This window comes from Janibacter sp. RAF52, assembly GCF_052114035.1.
Lineage (GTDB): Bacteria > Actinomycetota > Actinomycetes > Actinomycetales > Dermatophilaceae > Janibacter > Janibacter hoylei.
Genome location: NZ_JBFRDY010000003.1, coordinates 261,468 through 274,773, shown reverse-complemented (window position 1 = coordinate 274,773; position 13,306 = coordinate 261,468). Strand labels below are relative to the sequence as shown.

The following is a 13,306-nucleotide window of genomic DNA, read 5'->3' as shown; positions in this document are numbered from 1 at the left end:
CCGGATGGTCCGCACCGTCGAGGTCGACCCCGCTCGCCTCGACCGGTGGGTCGCCGGCTTCGCAGCCCGGCACGACGGCGTCACGCGCGCCGACGTGCCGGGCTCGTTCGTGCTCACCGGCGGGGACGGTGCGACCGCGACGGGGGAGCACTTCGACCACCCGCGCATCGGTCTCGTCCTCGTGCGGCGCGGCGGTCACGCCGTGGGCCGTGACGAAGGGGGCGAACTCCTCGCCCACACCTGCGGCACCGCGTATGTCCAGGGCAGGACGAAGAAGGGCGGCTGGAGCCAGCAGCGCTACGCGCGCCGGCGCGGCAACCAGACCGACGGGGTCATCGACAAGGTCGCCGACCTCGCGCTGCGCCACCTGCCTCGAGGTGCGCTCGACGCCCTCGTCGTCGGCGGCGACCGACGCATGGTCGAGCAGGTCCTCGACGACGAGCGGTTGGCCCACCTCCGCGACCTGCCGCGCCGGGAGCTGTGGGACCTGCCTGACCCGCGCTTCGCAGTGCTGCAGTAGGCAGCCCGTCGGGCCCGCTGCGTCCGGGTGGTCCTCAGGGACTGAGCCGCGACTCAGATGTTGTTGGGGTCGCTGACCTCGAAGGTGTCGCAGGAGTTGACCGAGTCGGCCTTCATCCCGCGCAGCAGCCAGGCCTGACGCGCCTTGGCGGAGCCATGGGTCCACGCCTCGGGCTGGACGCCGCCGCCGGACTTCTTCTGGATCTCGTCGTCGCCCACCGACTTGGCGGCACCCATCGCGTTCTTGATGTCGTCGTCGCTGATGTCGGTGAGCAGCTGCTTGCCGTCCTTGTCCGTCGTCTGGGTCGCGCTCTTGATCCACATGCCGGCGAAGCAGTCGGCCATGAGCTCGACGCGCACGGCACCGGAGTCGGCGCCCTGGGGGTCCTTCTGCGCCTCGGGGAGGACGCTGTAGACGTTTTGGATGTGGTGGCCGTACTCGTGGGCCAGGACGTAGAGCTCGGCGAGCACGCCGTCCTCGGCGCCGAGCTGCTGCTCCATGATGTCGAAGAAGTCGGTGTCGATGAAGATCGACTCGTCGGTGGGGCAGTAGAAGGGGCCGACCTGGTTGCTCGCCGTGCCGCACTGCGACTGTGTCTGGCCCGTGTACACGATGACCTTGTTCGGGCCACGGAAGTCCTGCCCGGCGTTGTCGAGCGCCTTGGCCAGGTCGGGCTGCTCGCTCCAGAACTGGTGGAGACTGTTCTCGCCCAAGGTCATCAAGCAGCGACGATCCTTCTTGGCGTCGACGCCGGTCTTGCAGTTCTCCTGCACCCAGTTGTCGCCGGAGCCGGTCTCCTGCGAGCCGCCCCCGCCCCCGGTGATGTCCCCGCCCATGAAGTAGATGATCAGGGTGATGATGATGCCGACGACGCCGCCACCCCCGGCGATGACCGGGCCGCGGCCCCCTCCGCCACCGCCGCCGCCCATCCGGGAGGTGTCGAGCGAGGCGTTGTCGTTGATGCTCATGGCTGGTCCTCCATGGGGCGCGGTCCGGGGACCGACGGCGGATGCGGTGACCCGTGGGTCTGCGACTTACACTAACGGCCGACCCACCCTCAGCACGTGCAGGAGAACCACCCGTGATCACAGCCAGCGGCATCGAGCTGCGCGCGGGGTCGCGGATCCTGCTCGAGGGGGCCTCCTTCCGGGTCGCCGCGGGCGACCGGGTGGGGCTCGTCGGACGCAACGGCGCCGGCAAGACGACGCTCACCAAGGTGCTCGCCGGGCAGGGCCAGCCCGCCGCCGGCAGCGTGACCAGCAGCGGTGGTATCGGCTACCTCCCGCAGGACCCGCGCACCGGTGACCTCACGGTGACGGCCCGGCAACGGATCCTGTCCGCCCGCGGTCTGGACCGCATCGTCACCGACCGACGCACGGCCGAGCAGCGCATGTCGAGCGCCGACCCCGAGACCCTCGAGCGGGCGATGGCGCGCTTCGCCCGCCTGCAGGAGGAGTTCGAGGCGGCCGGCGGCTACGCCGCGGAGTCGGAGGCGGCGAGCATCGCCTCGGCCCTCGGCATCGACGAAGGGCGTCTGGACCAGAGCCTCGAGACGCTCTCCGGCGGGCAGCGCCGCCGGGTGGAGCTCGCCCGGATCCTGTTTTCCGGCAACGAGACCCTGCTCCTCGACGAGCCGACCAACCACCTCGACGCCGACTCGATCGCCTGGCTGCGCGACCACCTGAAGAACTACAAGGGTGGGCTGATCATCATCAGCCACGACGTCGACCTGCTCGAGGTCGTCGTCAACCGGGTCTTCCACCTCGACGCCAACCGCTGCGAGATCGACCAGTACAACATGGGCTGGAAGAACTACCTCCAGCAGCGCGAGACCGACGAGCGCCGCCGCAAGCGCGAGCTGCAGAACGCGCAGAAGAAGGCCGGCGCCCTGCTGGACCAGGCCGAGAAGATGCGCGCCAAGGCGACCAAGGCCACCGCTGCCCAGCAGATGATCAAGCGGGCCGAGCGGATGCTCGCGGGCGTCGAGGGGGAGCGAACTCAGGACCGCGTGGCCAAGCTGCGCTTCCCCGACCCCGCGCCCTGCGGGCGGACCCCCCTTCGCGCCTCTGGGCTCTCCCGCTCCTACGGGAGCCTGGAGATCTTCACCGACGTCGACCTCGCGATCGACCGGGGGAGCAAGGTCGTCGTGCTCGGGCTCAACGGTGCCGGCAAGACGACGCTGCTGCGGATGCTCGCCGGCGTCGACGCGCCGGACACGGGGCAGGTCGAGCCGGGGCACGGCCTCAAGCTCGGCTACTACGCTCAGGAGCACGAAAACCTCGACGTCGACCGCTCGGTCCTGGCCAACATGAAGTCGGCCGCACCCGACCTCGGCGAGACCGAGGTGCGCAAGGTCCTGGGTTCCTTCCTCTTCAGTGGCGACGACGTCGACAAGCCGGCCGGCGTGCTCTCCGGCGGGGAGAAGACGCGCCTGTCCCTCGCGCTCCTCGTCGTCTCGAGCGCCAACGTGCTGCTCCTCGACGAGCCGACCAACAACCTCGACCCTGCCAGCCGCGAGGAGATCCTCGGGGCGCTGTCGACCTTCAAGGGCGCGGTCGTGCTCGTCACGCACGACGAGGGTGCGGTCGACGCGCTGCAGCCGGAGCGGATCCTGCTGCTGCCCGACGGGGTCGAGGACTTCTACAACGCGGACTACCGCGACCTGATCACCCTCGCCTGAGCCAGCGGCGGGAGGTCTGAGCCGGTCGACCGCCAACTCCGGCACGTCGCGAGGCGGCGGCACCGCCAGCACGTGAGACACATAACCGTGGGTTATGTGATCCATAAGTACGCCCGTAGGATGGGAGGGTGACTGTGACGACCCGCCCCACCCGCACGAAGTCCACCGGTGCCTGGGCCGACGGCGACCGGACCCCGCTGAACCACAACGAGGAGTTCAAGCAGGAGGACGACGCGCTCAACGTGCGCGCGCGGATCGAGGACGTGTACGCCCAGGGCGGCTTCGGCTCGATCTCTCCGGACGACCTGTCCGGCCGCTTCCGCTGGTGGGGTCTGTACACCCAGCGCAAGCAGGGGCTCGACGGTACGCACACCGGCGAGGACGGCCTCGACGACGAGTACTTCATGATGCGCGTGCGCAGCGACGGCGGCCGGATGAGCACCGAGCAGCTGCGCACCGTCGCAGGCATCAGCACCGAGTTCGCCCGTGACACGGCCGACGTGTCCGACCGGCAAAACATCCAGCTCCACTGGATCCGCATCGAGGACGTACCCGAGATCTGGCGTCGTCTCGAGTCGGTCGGTCTGTCGACGACCGAGGCCTGCGGCGACTGCCCGCGGACCATGCTCGGCTCGCCGGTCGCGGGCATCGACAAGGCGGAGATCGTCGACGGCACGCCGGCCATCGACATCATCAAGCGGGAGTACATCGGCAGCCCCGAGTTCTCCAACCTCCCGCGCAAGTACAAGACGGCGATCTCGGGCTCGCCGGTCCTCGACATCGCCCACGAGATCAACGACATCTCCTTCGTCGGTGTCGAGCACCCGGAGCACGGGCCCGGTTTCGACGTGTGGGTCGGCGGTGGCCTGTCGGTCAAGCCGATCTTCGCCCAGCGCCTCGGCGTGTGGGTGCCGCTCGAGGACGTCCCGGCCGTCTGGCACGGGGTCACCTCGATCTTCCGCGACCACGGCTACCGGCGTCTGCGCAACAAGGCCCGTCTGAAGTTCCTCATGGCCGACTGGGGCGCCGAGAAGTTCCGCCAGGTCCTCGAGGACGACTACCTCGGCCGCCGTCTCGTCGACGGGCCCGAGGCCGTCGCGCCGAAGGGGAGCCGCCGCGACCACGTCGGCATCCACGAGCAGGTCGACGGTCGGGTCTGGGTCGGCGCCGCGCCGATCGCCGGCCGCATGACCGGCACGAAGCTCACCCGTCTCGCCGACCTCGCCGAGGCCGCGGGGTCGCAGCGGATCCGCTTCACCCCGCACCAGAAGGTCCTCGTCCTCGACGTCGAGCCGGACAAGGCCGACGCCCTCGCGGCCGACCTCAAGGAGATCGACCTCGACGTGCACCCCAGCGAGTGGCGCCGCAACGTCCTCGCCTGCACTGGTCTCGAGTTCTGCAAGCTCGCCCTGACCGACACCAAGAACCGCGCCCGGTGGACCGTCGAGGAGCTCGAGAAGCGCCTGACCATCGACGTGCCCTTCAGTATCCACTTCAACGGCTGCCCCAACAGCTGCGCCCGCAGCCAGGTCGCCGACGTGGGCCTCAAGGGCATGCTCGACAAGCGCGAGGACGGCACCCACCAGGAGGTCTTCCAGGTCCACCTCGGGGGCGCCCTGGCCGAGGACACCGCACTGGCCCGCAAGACCCGCGCGCTCAAGGTGGCCGGTGACGACCTGCCGGACTACATCGAGCGCCTCGCCCGCACCTACCTCGCCCAGCGGGACGAAGGGGAGTCCTTCGCCCTGTGGGTGCGCCGAGCCGACGAGGACGACATCCGATGAGCACGCTCCTCGACACCGACCGCCTGCGTGAGCTCGCCCGTGAGGGGGAGGAGCGCTTCACCGCTCTCGAGGCGGAGCTCGGCGGGACCCACGAGGGCCGGGTCGAGATCGGTCGGCAGGCGCTGCAGTGGGCCCACGAGACCTTCGGCGAGGGGCTGACCGTCGCCAGCTCGATGGGTGACGAGGTGCTCGTCCACCTCGTCGGCACGACGCTCGACGGGGCGGACGTGTTCTTCCTCGACACCGGCTACCACTTCGCCGAGACCCTCGGCACCCGCGACGCCTACGAGGCGATGCTGCCGATCAGCATCCGCACGATCTACCCGAAGCTCACGGTCGCCGAGCAGGACGCCGAGCACGGGCCGAAGCTGCACGACCGCGACCCCAACCTGTGCTGCGCGATGCGCAAGGTCGAGCCGCTCAACCGGGCGCTCGAGGAGCACGATGCCTGGGTCACCGGCATGCGTCGCGAGGACGCGCCGACCCGCACCGACATCACCGTCGTCGGGTGGGACGAGCGTCGCGGCATGGTCAAGCTCAACCCCATCGCCGGCTGGACCCAGGACGACGTCGACCGGTACGCCGCCGAGCAGTCGGTCTTCCTCAACCCCCTTCGCCAGAGCGGCTACGCCTCGATCGGTTGCGCCCCCTGCACCCGGCCCGTCGCCGAGGGCGAGGACGCCCGCGCCGGTCGCTGGTCGGGCACCGACAAGGTGGAGTGCGGACTGCACACGTGACGCATTTCCCTAGGGAGATGCGGTCATGACGACGGTCCTGCTGGCCCACGGCTCGCCGGACCCGCGGCACTCGGCGACCCTGGAGCGGCTGCGCGCCAGGGTCGCCGGCCCCTTGGCGGACGAGGGGCGCGGCGAGACCCACCTCGTCTACATCGAGAACGACCACCCGCGCCCCGAAGAGCTCGGGCCGCGGATCACCGACGACCTCACCGTCGTCCCGATGCTCATCACGCCGGCCTTCCACGCCCGGGTCGACGTACCCGCCGCCGTGCGGGCACTGGGCGCGAGCGGTGGACGGGCCCGGGTCACCAGCGCCCTGGGCGGGCACCCGCTGCTGCTCACCGCCGTCGAGGAGAGCCTGCGCGCTGCGGGCCATGACGAAGGGAGCCACGTCCTCCTCGTCGCCGGCGGGTCGAGCTCCGGTCAGGCGGGACAAAGCCTCCGCACCCTCCTCGACGCGCACCCGCGCCCCGGGTGGATGACGATGACGCTCGCCGCGCCCCGCGCGGGCGCCACCCGCGACCGGGTCGTCGTCCCGGCCACGCTCGCCGAAGGGGTCCTCCACGACAAGGTGGCCGCCCTCGCCGCTGCCGGGGGATCCCCCTTCGTCCCCGGCGGGCTCGCCGACACGTCGGCCCTCGCGCGTCTCGTCCTGCACCGCGTGCTGGGCTGAGGCTCCGGCCACGACTTTGGATGCGCGGGGAATCGACCGTGGTGCACGGTGGTTGTCGTCCCGGGACGACACGAGGAGCGGACACCGATGATGAACAGCGCATGGGGGCTCATGCAGTCGATGAGCCACGGCGACCAGGCCAGGGCGACGCCACTGCCGCGCGGCACCGCACGACGGGTGCTCGGCTACGCCCGCCCCTTCCGAGGACTCATCGCCGGCTTCCTCCTGCTCGTCGCCCTCGGGTCGCTGACCGTCGTCGCCGTGCCACTGCTGCTCCAGCGACTCATCGACGACGGCGTCACGCCCCAGGACCGCAGCGTCGTGGTGACGCTCGCCCTGCTCGTGGCGCTCATCGCCCTCGTCGAGGCGGCGACCACCCTGGTCCAGCGCTGGTTTTCCGCGAGCATCGGCGAGGGGCTCATCCACCACCTGCGCACCGAGGTCTTCACCCACGTCCTGCGCCAGCCCATCGCCTTCTTCACCCGGGCCCAGACCGGCGCCCTCGTCAGCCGGCTCAACAACGACGTCATCGGTGCCCAGCAGGCCTTCACGACGGTCCTGTCGTCCGTCGTCAGCAATGTCATCTCGCTCGTGCTCATCCTCGGGGCGATGTTTGCCCTGTCGTGGCAGCTGACGCTCGCAGCGCTGGTCCTCGTCCCCTTCTTCATCCTCCCGGCGAAGTGGATGGGGCGGCGCCTGGCCTCGCTGTCCGCCGAGCAGATGAACCTCAACGCCGACCTCGGCAACCAGATGACCGAGCGCTTCAACGTCGCCGGTGCGCTGCTCGTCAAGATCTTCGGCCAACCAGCCCGCGAGATCGCCCAGTACGACCAGCGCGCCGCCCGGGTGCGGGACATCGGTGTGCGGATCGCGGTCAACCGGGCCGTCTTCTTCGTCATGCTCACGCTGCTCGCGTCCATCGCGACGGCGATGGTCTACGGCTTCGGCGGGATCATGGCCGTCGAGGGAACGCTGACCGTCGGGACCCTGCTCGCCCTCGCCGCCCTGCTCGCCCGGCTCTACGGACCGCTCACGGCGATCTCCAACGTCCACGTCGACATCCTCACCGCACTCGTCTCCTTCGCCCGCCTCTTCGAGCTGCTCGACATGCCATCGAGCATCAGCGAGTCCCCGGACGCGCGACCGCTGCCCGAGGGGCAGGCCCTGTCCGTCGAGCTCGACGACGTGCACTTCACCTACCCCGGCGCCGAGGCGATCTCGCTGCGCTCCCTTGAGGGAGCCACGACCGGTGACCGGGAGGAGGGTGGCCCGGTGCTCCGGGGGGTCAGCCTGCGTGCCGAGCCCGGGCAGCTCGTCGCCCTCGTCGGCCCGAGCGGTGCGGGCAAGAGCACGATCACCTCGCTCGTCACCCGCTTCTACGACCCGACATCCGGTGCCGTGCGGATCGGCGGTCGCGACCTGCGCGAGGCCACCCTCGAGTCGGTCGGCGCGACGGTCGGGATGGTCACCCAGGAGGCGCACCTCTTCCACGACACCCTGCGAGCCAACCTCGCCTACGCCAAGCCGGAGGCCACCGAGGAGGAGATGTGGGCGGCTCTCGAGGCGGCCCGCATCGCCCACCTCGTGCACACCCTGCCGGCCGGGCTCGACACCGTCGTCGGTGACCGCGGGCACCGGCTCTCGGGCGGGGAGAAGCAGCGCTTCGCCATCGCCCGACTGCTGCTCAAGTCGCCGGCCGTGCTCATCCTCGACGAGGCCACCGCCCACCTCGACAGCGAGTCGGAGGTCGCCGTCCAGCGAGCCCTCGACACCGCTCTGCAGGGCCGCACCGCGATCGTCATCGCCCACCGGCTCTCGACGATCCGGGCCGCCGACCAGATCCTCGTCGTCGACGACGGACGCGTCGTCGAGCAGGGCACCCACGCCGATCTGCTCGCGGCAGGTGGTCTCTACGCCACCCTCTACGCGACGCAGTACGACGGGGGAGCGGCCGAGCGGGCCGAGGTCGTCGGCTGACCGGTCAGCCGTCCTCCTCGTCCCAGATCCGCACCTTCTTGGGCCGGGGCGTGCGCTCCGTGCCGGACCCCTCGAGCGACTCGCGACGCAGCGCGAGGACGAGGAAGGTCCAGAAGGCAGGGATCGCCAGCCACCACTGGATCGCGTAGGCCATGTGCGGCCCGGTGTCGGTGTCCGGCACCTCGAGCGGGTCCGGGCGCTCGACCTCGGGGTCCTCGGACTGGAGGGCCAGGTAGCCGCCGAGCAGTCGTCCGTCGACCTGGCCCGCGGCCTCGTCGAGGTTGATGCTCGCGAGCTGGCCCTCGGGCATGTCCCGGCCGAGACTCCGCTCACCCAGGCGGACCCAGCCGGTGACGGTGACCGTGCCGTCCGGTGCCGGCGGGACGTCCGGGGCGACGTCCGCCCCCTTCGGGCTGTTGGGGACCCACCCGCGGTCGACGACGACCACGTCGCCATCCGCCAGACGAAGGGGGACGAGCACCTCGTACCCGTACGTGCCGTCGAGCGGTCGGTTGCGCACGAGCAGCTGCTCGTCGGAGAGGTAGGTGCCCTGCGCCGTCACCCGGGTCCACTCGTCGTCGATCGGGGCCGGCTGCTCGCTGAGGACATCGGTGACCGGCAGCGGAGCGGCGGAGTAGTGCGACTCGATCCGCTCGGCCCGCGCCGAGCGGTCCTCGTACTTGCCCCACTGCCACTGGCCGAGCAGCACGAAGGCGACCGACGCGACGACGGCGAGGGCGAACCACCCGAGCCACCTCGGGGTGAGGGCCAGCCGCAGCATCAGCCGGCGTCGGCGGGGATGTCGGCGACGGCGCAGGTCTCGACGGGGAATCCGCGGACCGCGAGGTGCTCGCGCAGGTGCTCCTCGTGCTCGTCGCAGGCGAGCCAGACCTTGCGGCGGGACTCGTCGTGGATGCGGGGGTTGCGCCACAGCACCGCACGGGTCGCCGTGGCCTTGCAGGCCTTGCGGCTGCAGATCAGCTCGTCGACCGTCATCACGAACCCAGCTGTCGTCGGTGGTCGGTCACGGCCTGGAAGCTGTCGTCAGCACCACGCGGCCGCACGGCGTTGACGAGCACGACGGCGACGTAGGGGAGGACGACGGCCAAGGCCACGCACACCCACCTCAGCCAGCCCTCGAAGAAGTACGCGCCGACGAAGCAGACGGTCCGCAGCGCCATCGTCGCGAGGTACTGGCGCATCCGACCGGCCTGCTCCTCCTGGAGCGAGATCGGGGCGGTCGTCACCGACGGGACGGACGTGTGGGGCACCTCCTCAGCGTACGCCGCGCACCCGGCCGCCCCGTCCACGGGCCGAGCCCGGTACCGCGTACCCGGCGGTAGTGATCTAGCGTGCGTCACGACGTGACCTGACCCACACCGCACCGACGAAGGGAGCTTCGATGACGTCGCGCCGCGTACTCGTCACCGGGGGCAACCGAGGGATCGGCGAGGCCATCGCCCGCCGCATGCAGTCCGACGGCCACCGGGTCGTCGTCACCTCGCGCTCTGGGGACCCCGTCGACGGACTGGACGTCGTGGCCTGCGAGATCACCGACAGCGACTCGGTCGACCAGGCCTTCTCGGCCGCCACCGAGCTGCTCGGCGGTGACGTCGAGGTGCTCGTCGCCAATGCCGGCATCACCAAGGACACCCTGCTCATGCGGATGTCCGACGACGACTTCTCGAGCGTCGTCGACACCAACCTCCACGGCACCTTTCGCTGCGTGCGACGCGCGGCCACGCCCATGGTCAAGGCGCGCTTCGGTCGGGTCGTGCTGCTGTCCAGCGTCGTCGGCCTCTACGGCTCGCCGGGGCAGGCCAACTACGCCGCCTCCAAGGCGGGCCTGGTCGGCATCGCCCGGTCGATGACGCGAGAGCTCGGAGCCCGCGGCATCACGGCCAACGTCGTGGCCCCCGGCTTCATCGAGACGGACATGACCGCGGAGCTGCCCGACAAGACCAAGGCGGAGTACCAGGCCGCCATCCCCGCCCGCCGCTACGGGCAGGCCGACGAGGTCGCCGCCGCGATCTCCTTCCTCGTCTCCGACGAGGCCGCGTACATCTCCGGCGCCGTCATCCCGGTCGACGGCGGCCTCGGCATGGGTCACTGACCCGCACCCTCCCTCCGAAAGGCAGCAGATGCTCACCGGCAAGACCTTCCTCATCACCGGCGTCCTCATGGAGTCGTCGATCGCCTTCCACGTCGCCAAGATCGCGCAGGAGCAGGGTGCCCAGGTCATCCTCACCAGCTTCGGCCGGACGATGAAGATCACCCGCACCATCGCCAAGCGCCTGCCGCAGGAGGCACCGGTCATCGAGCTCGACGTGACGAGCGAGGAGGACCTCGCGGCCCTCGCCGACCGCATCGGCGAGCACGCCGAGCGACTCGACGGCGTGCTGCACTCGATCGGCTTCGCGCCCGAGGGCGCCTTCACCTTCCTCAACGCGACGTGGGAGGACGTCGGCACCGCCGTGCACGTCTCGGCCTACTCGCTCAAGGCGCTGGCCGTCGCGGCGCTGCCCCGCATGACCCAGGGCGGCTCGATCGTCGGTCTGACCTTCGACGCGAGCTACGCCTGGCCGGTCTACGACTGGATGGGCGTGGCCAAGGCCGCCTTCGAGTCGACCAACCGGTACCTCGCCCGCGACCTCGGCCCGAAGGGGGTCCGCTGCAACCTCGTCGCCGCCGGCCCGATCCGCACGACGGCGGCGAAGTCGATCCCCGGCTTCGAGCAGTTCGAGGAGACGTGGGACGGCCGCGCCCCCGTGGGCTGGGACGTGGGCGACCCGGTGCCGACCGCCAAGGCCTGCACGATGCTGCTCTCCGACTGGTTCCCTGCGACGACCGGCGAGATCCTGCACGTCGACGGCGGCGTGCACGCGATGGGGGTCTGACCTCCCTTCGCCCTCACGCGGTCAGGCGAGGGGGTAGCCGCCCTCGTCGTCGGGCTGGGGGACCGGGGTGACGCCGAGCAGGTCGAGGACCTGGCGCAGGTCGGGCTCGTCGATCGCGACGTCGGCCTGCTCGCGCACGGTGGGCTTGGCGCAGAAGGCGATGCCGACCTGTGCGGCCGCCATCATGTCGAGGTCGTTGGCGCCGTCGCCGACGGCCACGGTGCGGTCCATGTCCACCCCGGAGGCGGCAGCGAGCCGGGTGATGAAGTCGGCCTTGGCCGCGCGGTCGACGACCTCGCCGAGGACCTTGCCGGTGAGCCGTCCGTCGACGATCTCGAGGTGGTTGGCGCGGGCGGTCGGGATGCCGAGTTCGCGGGCGAGGTCGTCGACGATCTCGGTGAAGCCGCCGCTCACCAGACCCACGACGTGACCCGCCTCGACGAGGCTGCTCACGAGGGTGCGGGCACCGGGGGTGAGCCGCACGGCGGCACGGACCCGGTCGAGCACCTCGACCGAGAGGCCCTCGAGGGTGGCGACGCGTGCGTGCAGGCTCCCCGCGAAGTCCAGCTCGCCACGCATGGCCGCCTCCGTCACAGCGGCCACCTCGTCGCGGGTGCCGGCGTGCTCGGCGATGAGCTCGATGACCTCGTCGAGGATCAGGGTGCTGTCGACGTCCATGACGAGGACGAGCGGTCCTTCGCCGGGCAGGTCGACGGGAGTGAGGGCTGGCCCGGAGCTGGAGGTCATGCGCCGCAGTCTATTTCGCGTCGAAGACGTGGCCCTTGCCGACCACGGTGATCCCGGACTCGGTGACGAGCAGGCCGCGGGCGAGGTCCTCCTCGCGGTCGTGACCGAGCCGGATGCCCTCGGGTAGCCGGACACCCTTGTCGACGATGACGCGGTGCAGGTCGGCGTGCCGCCCGACGTCGACGCCGTCGAGCAGCACGCTGTCGCGCACGTGCGAGTAGCTGTGCACGAAGACCCCGGGGGAGAGGACGGAGTTGTCGACGTGGCCGCCCGAGACGACGACGCCGGGGGAGACGATCGAGTTCGTCGCGCCGCCGGCCCGTTCGTCGTCGGCGTGGACGAACTTCGCCGGTGGGAAGGGGCCGTGGTGGGTGTTGATCGGCCAGCTGTAGTTGTAGAGGTTGAAGACCGGGTGGATCGACGTCAGGTCCAGGTGGGCGTCGAAGTAGCTGTCGATCGTCCCGACGTCGCGCCAGTACCCCCGGTCGCGGTCGGTCGAGCCCGGCACCGTGTTGTCGGCGAAGTCGTAGGCGTGGGCGCTGCCGCGCGCGACGAAGTCGGGCACGATGTCGCCGCCCATGTCGTGCCGGCTGTCGGCCTCGGCGTCGCGCTTGACGGCGTCCATGAGGGCGTCCGCCGTGAAGACGTAGTTGCCCATCGACGCGTAGACCTCGTGCGGTGCGTCAGGCAGGCCGACGGGGTCCGTGGGCTTCTCGCGGAAGGCGGTGATCCGCCGACCGTCGGCGCCGACCTCCATGACCCCGAACTGGTCCGCTGTGCCGATCGGCTGGCGGATCGCGGCCACCGTGCACTCAGCCCCGGTGTCGAGGTGCTGCTCCACCATGTCGGAGAAGTCCATGCGGTAGACGTGGTCCGCACCGACGACCACGACGAGGTCCGGCCGCTCGTCGGTGATCGCGTTGAGCGACTGGTAGATCGCGTCGGCGCTGCCGGTGTACCAGCTCTTGCCCCGCCGCTGCTGGGCGGGGATGGGGGCGACGTAGTGGCCGAGGGGTGAGGCCAGCCGCCAGGCCTGGCTCACGTGGCGGTCGAGGCTGTGCGACTTGTACTGGGTGAGGACGATGACCTTGGCGTAGCCGGAGTTGACGACATTGCTCAGGGCGAAGTCGACGAGTCGGTAGATCCCGCCGAAGGGGACTGCGGGCTTCGCGCGGTCGGTGGTGAGCGGCATGAGCCGCTTGCCCTCACCTCCGGCGAGGACGATCGCCAGGACCTTGGGCTGACCTCTGCGGACCATGGTGCCCAACCTAGTCCGTGGACGGGTGCGGCG

Annotated in this window: 14 protein-coding genes; 8 read left to right on the top strand and 6 right to left on the bottom strand. The window is 70.7% G+C overall.

Annotated elements, in window-relative coordinates; all coding sequences use genetic code 11:
* Nucleotides 1-4: 4 nt before the first annotated feature.
* Complete coding sequence (locus AB4Y78_RS05875) at nucleotides 5-520, top strand: acVLRF1 family peptidyl-tRNA hydrolase (protein ID WP_441713250.1); 516 nt, start codon at nucleotides 5-7, stop codon at nucleotides 518-520.
* Nucleotides 521-573: 53 nt separating this feature from the next.
* Here AB4Y78_RS05875 and ypfJ read toward each other — a convergent pair whose 3' ends face one another.
* Nucleotides 574-1,488 (bottom strand): KPN_02809 family neutral zinc metallopeptidase, encoded by a 915-nt coding sequence (gene ypfJ, locus AB4Y78_RS05870; protein ID WP_441713249.1) that lies wholly within the window; start codon nucleotides 1,486-1,488, stop codon nucleotides 574-576.
* 113 nt (nucleotides 1,489-1,601) lie between these two features.
* Between ypfJ and AB4Y78_RS05865 the strand changes: the two genes are divergently transcribed.
* From AB4Y78_RS05865 to AB4Y78_RS05845, 5 genes are all read left to right on the top strand, one after another.
* A complete protein-coding gene (locus tag AB4Y78_RS05865) occupies nucleotides 1,602-3,200 on the top strand; it encodes an ABC-F family ATP-binding cassette domain-containing protein (protein WP_128277067.1) in 1,599 nt (532 codons plus the stop codon).
* Between the two features lie 134 nt (nucleotides 3,201-3,334).
* Nucleotides 3,335-4,984 carry a nitrite/sulfite reductase gene (locus AB4Y78_RS05860; RefSeq protein ID WP_007927552.1) on the top strand — a complete coding sequence of 550 codons (1,650 nt, stop codon included), beginning with the start codon at nucleotides 3,335-3,337 and terminating at the stop codon, nucleotides 4,982-4,984.
* Nucleotides 4,981-5,721 carry a phosphoadenylyl-sulfate reductase gene (locus AB4Y78_RS05855; RefSeq protein ID WP_007927551.1) on the top strand — a complete coding sequence of 247 codons (741 nt, stop codon included), beginning with the start codon at nucleotides 4,981-4,983 and terminating at the stop codon, nucleotides 5,719-5,721. The genes AB4Y78_RS05860 and AB4Y78_RS05855 overlap by 4 nt, the downstream gene beginning before the upstream one ends.
* A gap of 25 nt (nucleotides 5,722-5,746) precedes the next feature.
* Entirely contained in the window at nucleotides 5,747-6,394 is a 648-nt protein-coding gene (locus AB4Y78_RS05850; RefSeq protein ID WP_282072033.1) for a sirohydrochlorin chelatase, read from the top strand.
* An 87-nt stretch (nucleotides 6,395-6,481) separates the two neighbouring features.
* Nucleotides 6,482-8,371, top strand: a complete 1,890-nt coding sequence (locus AB4Y78_RS05845) for an ABC transporter ATP-binding protein (protein WP_441713248.1) — start codon at nucleotides 6,482-6,484, stop codon at nucleotides 8,369-8,371.
* A gap of 4 nt (nucleotides 8,372-8,375) precedes the next feature.
* Here the strand turns inward: AB4Y78_RS05845 and AB4Y78_RS05840 are convergent, their stop codons facing one another.
* Genes AB4Y78_RS05840 through AB4Y78_RS05830 form a run of 3 tightly spaced genes read right to left on the bottom strand, consistent with a single transcriptional unit; the run spans nucleotide 8,376 to nucleotide 9,642 of the window.
* Nucleotides 8,376-9,152, bottom strand: coding sequence for an SURF1 family cytochrome oxidase biogenesis protein (locus AB4Y78_RS05840; protein ID WP_282072036.1), 777 nt, complete (start codon nucleotides 9,150-9,152; stop codon nucleotides 8,376-8,378).
* Nucleotides 9,152-9,367, bottom strand: coding sequence for a hypothetical protein (locus AB4Y78_RS05835; RefSeq protein ID WP_282072134.1), 216 nt, complete (start codon nucleotides 9,365-9,367; stop codon nucleotides 9,152-9,154). The genes AB4Y78_RS05840 and AB4Y78_RS05835 overlap by 1 nt, the downstream gene beginning before the upstream one ends.
* On the bottom strand, nucleotides 9,367-9,642 hold the full coding sequence (locus tag AB4Y78_RS05830; protein ID WP_040881283.1) for a DUF3099 domain-containing protein: 276 nt from the start codon (nucleotides 9,640-9,642) through the stop codon (nucleotides 9,367-9,369). Before AB4Y78_RS05830 ends, AB4Y78_RS05835 begins: the two co-directional genes overlap by 1 nt.
* Nucleotides 9,643-9,773: 131 nt before the next feature.
* Between AB4Y78_RS05830 and fabG the strand changes: the two genes are divergently transcribed.
* Together fabG and fabI are read left to right on the top strand one after the other, a co-directional pair.
* On the top strand, nucleotides 9,774-10,484 hold the full coding sequence (fabG, locus tag AB4Y78_RS05825; protein WP_007927545.1) for a 3-oxoacyl-ACP reductase FabG: 711 nt from the start codon (nucleotides 9,774-9,776) through the stop codon (nucleotides 10,482-10,484).
* A gap of 28 nt (nucleotides 10,485-10,512) precedes the next feature.
* Entirely contained in the window at nucleotides 10,513-11,268 is a 756-nt protein-coding gene (gene fabI, locus AB4Y78_RS05820; protein ID WP_441736939.1) for an enoyl-ACP reductase FabI, read from the top strand.
* Between the two features lie 21 nt (nucleotides 11,269-11,289).
* On the opposite strand, the gene serB is transcribed toward fabI, so the two are convergent.
* A complete protein-coding gene (gene serB / locus AB4Y78_RS05815) occupies nucleotides 11,290-12,015 on the bottom strand; it encodes a phosphoserine phosphatase SerB (protein ID WP_306514361.1) in 726 nt (241 codons plus the stop codon).
* Nucleotides 12,016-12,025: 10 nt separating this feature from the next.
* Nucleotides 12,026-13,273, bottom strand: a complete 1,248-nt coding sequence (gene glgC, locus AB4Y78_RS05810; RefSeq protein WP_282072043.1) for a glucose-1-phosphate adenylyltransferase — start codon at nucleotides 13,271-13,273, stop codon at nucleotides 12,026-12,028.
* Nucleotides 13,274-13,306: the final 33 nt, after the last annotated feature.

Coding starts and splice junctions, on each gene's coding strand:
- AB4Y78_RS05850 (WP_282072033.1), top strand. CDS start 5,747: ATGACGACGGTCCTGCTGGCCCACGGCTCGCCGGACCCGCGGCACTCG.
- AB4Y78_RS05835 (WP_282072134.1), bottom strand. CDS start 9,367: ATGACGGTCGACGAGCTGATCTGCAGCCGCAAGGCCTGCAAGGCCACG.
- serB (WP_306514361.1), bottom strand. CDS start 12,015: ATGACCTCCAGCTCCGGGCCAGCCCTCACTCCCGTCGACCTGCCCGGC.
- ypfJ (WP_441713249.1), bottom strand. CDS start 1,488: ATGAGCATCAACGACAACGCCTCGCTCGACACCTCCCGGATGGGCGGC.
- AB4Y78_RS05845 (WP_441713248.1), top strand. CDS start 6,482: ATGATGAACAGCGCATGGGGGCTCATGCAGTCGATGAGCCACGGCGAC.
- AB4Y78_RS05875 (WP_441713250.1), top strand. CDS start 5: ATGGTCCGCACCGTCGAGGTCGACCCCGCTCGCCTCGACCGGTGGGTC.
- fabG (WP_007927545.1), top strand. CDS start 9,774: ATGACGTCGCGCCGCGTACTCGTCACCGGGGGCAACCGAGGGATCGGC.
- fabI (WP_441736939.1), top strand. CDS start 10,513: ATGCTCACCGGCAAGACCTTCCTCATCACCGGCGTCCTCATGGAGTCG.
- glgC (WP_282072043.1), bottom strand. CDS start 13,273: ATGGTCCGCAGAGGTCAGCCCAAGGTCCTGGCGATCGTCCTCGCCGGA.
- AB4Y78_RS05840 (WP_282072036.1), bottom strand. CDS start 9,152: ATGCTGCGGCTGGCCCTCACCCCGAGGTGGCTCGGGTGGTTCGCCCTC.
- AB4Y78_RS05855 (WP_007927551.1), top strand. CDS start 4,981: ATGAGCACGCTCCTCGACACCGACCGCCTGCGTGAGCTCGCCCGTGAG.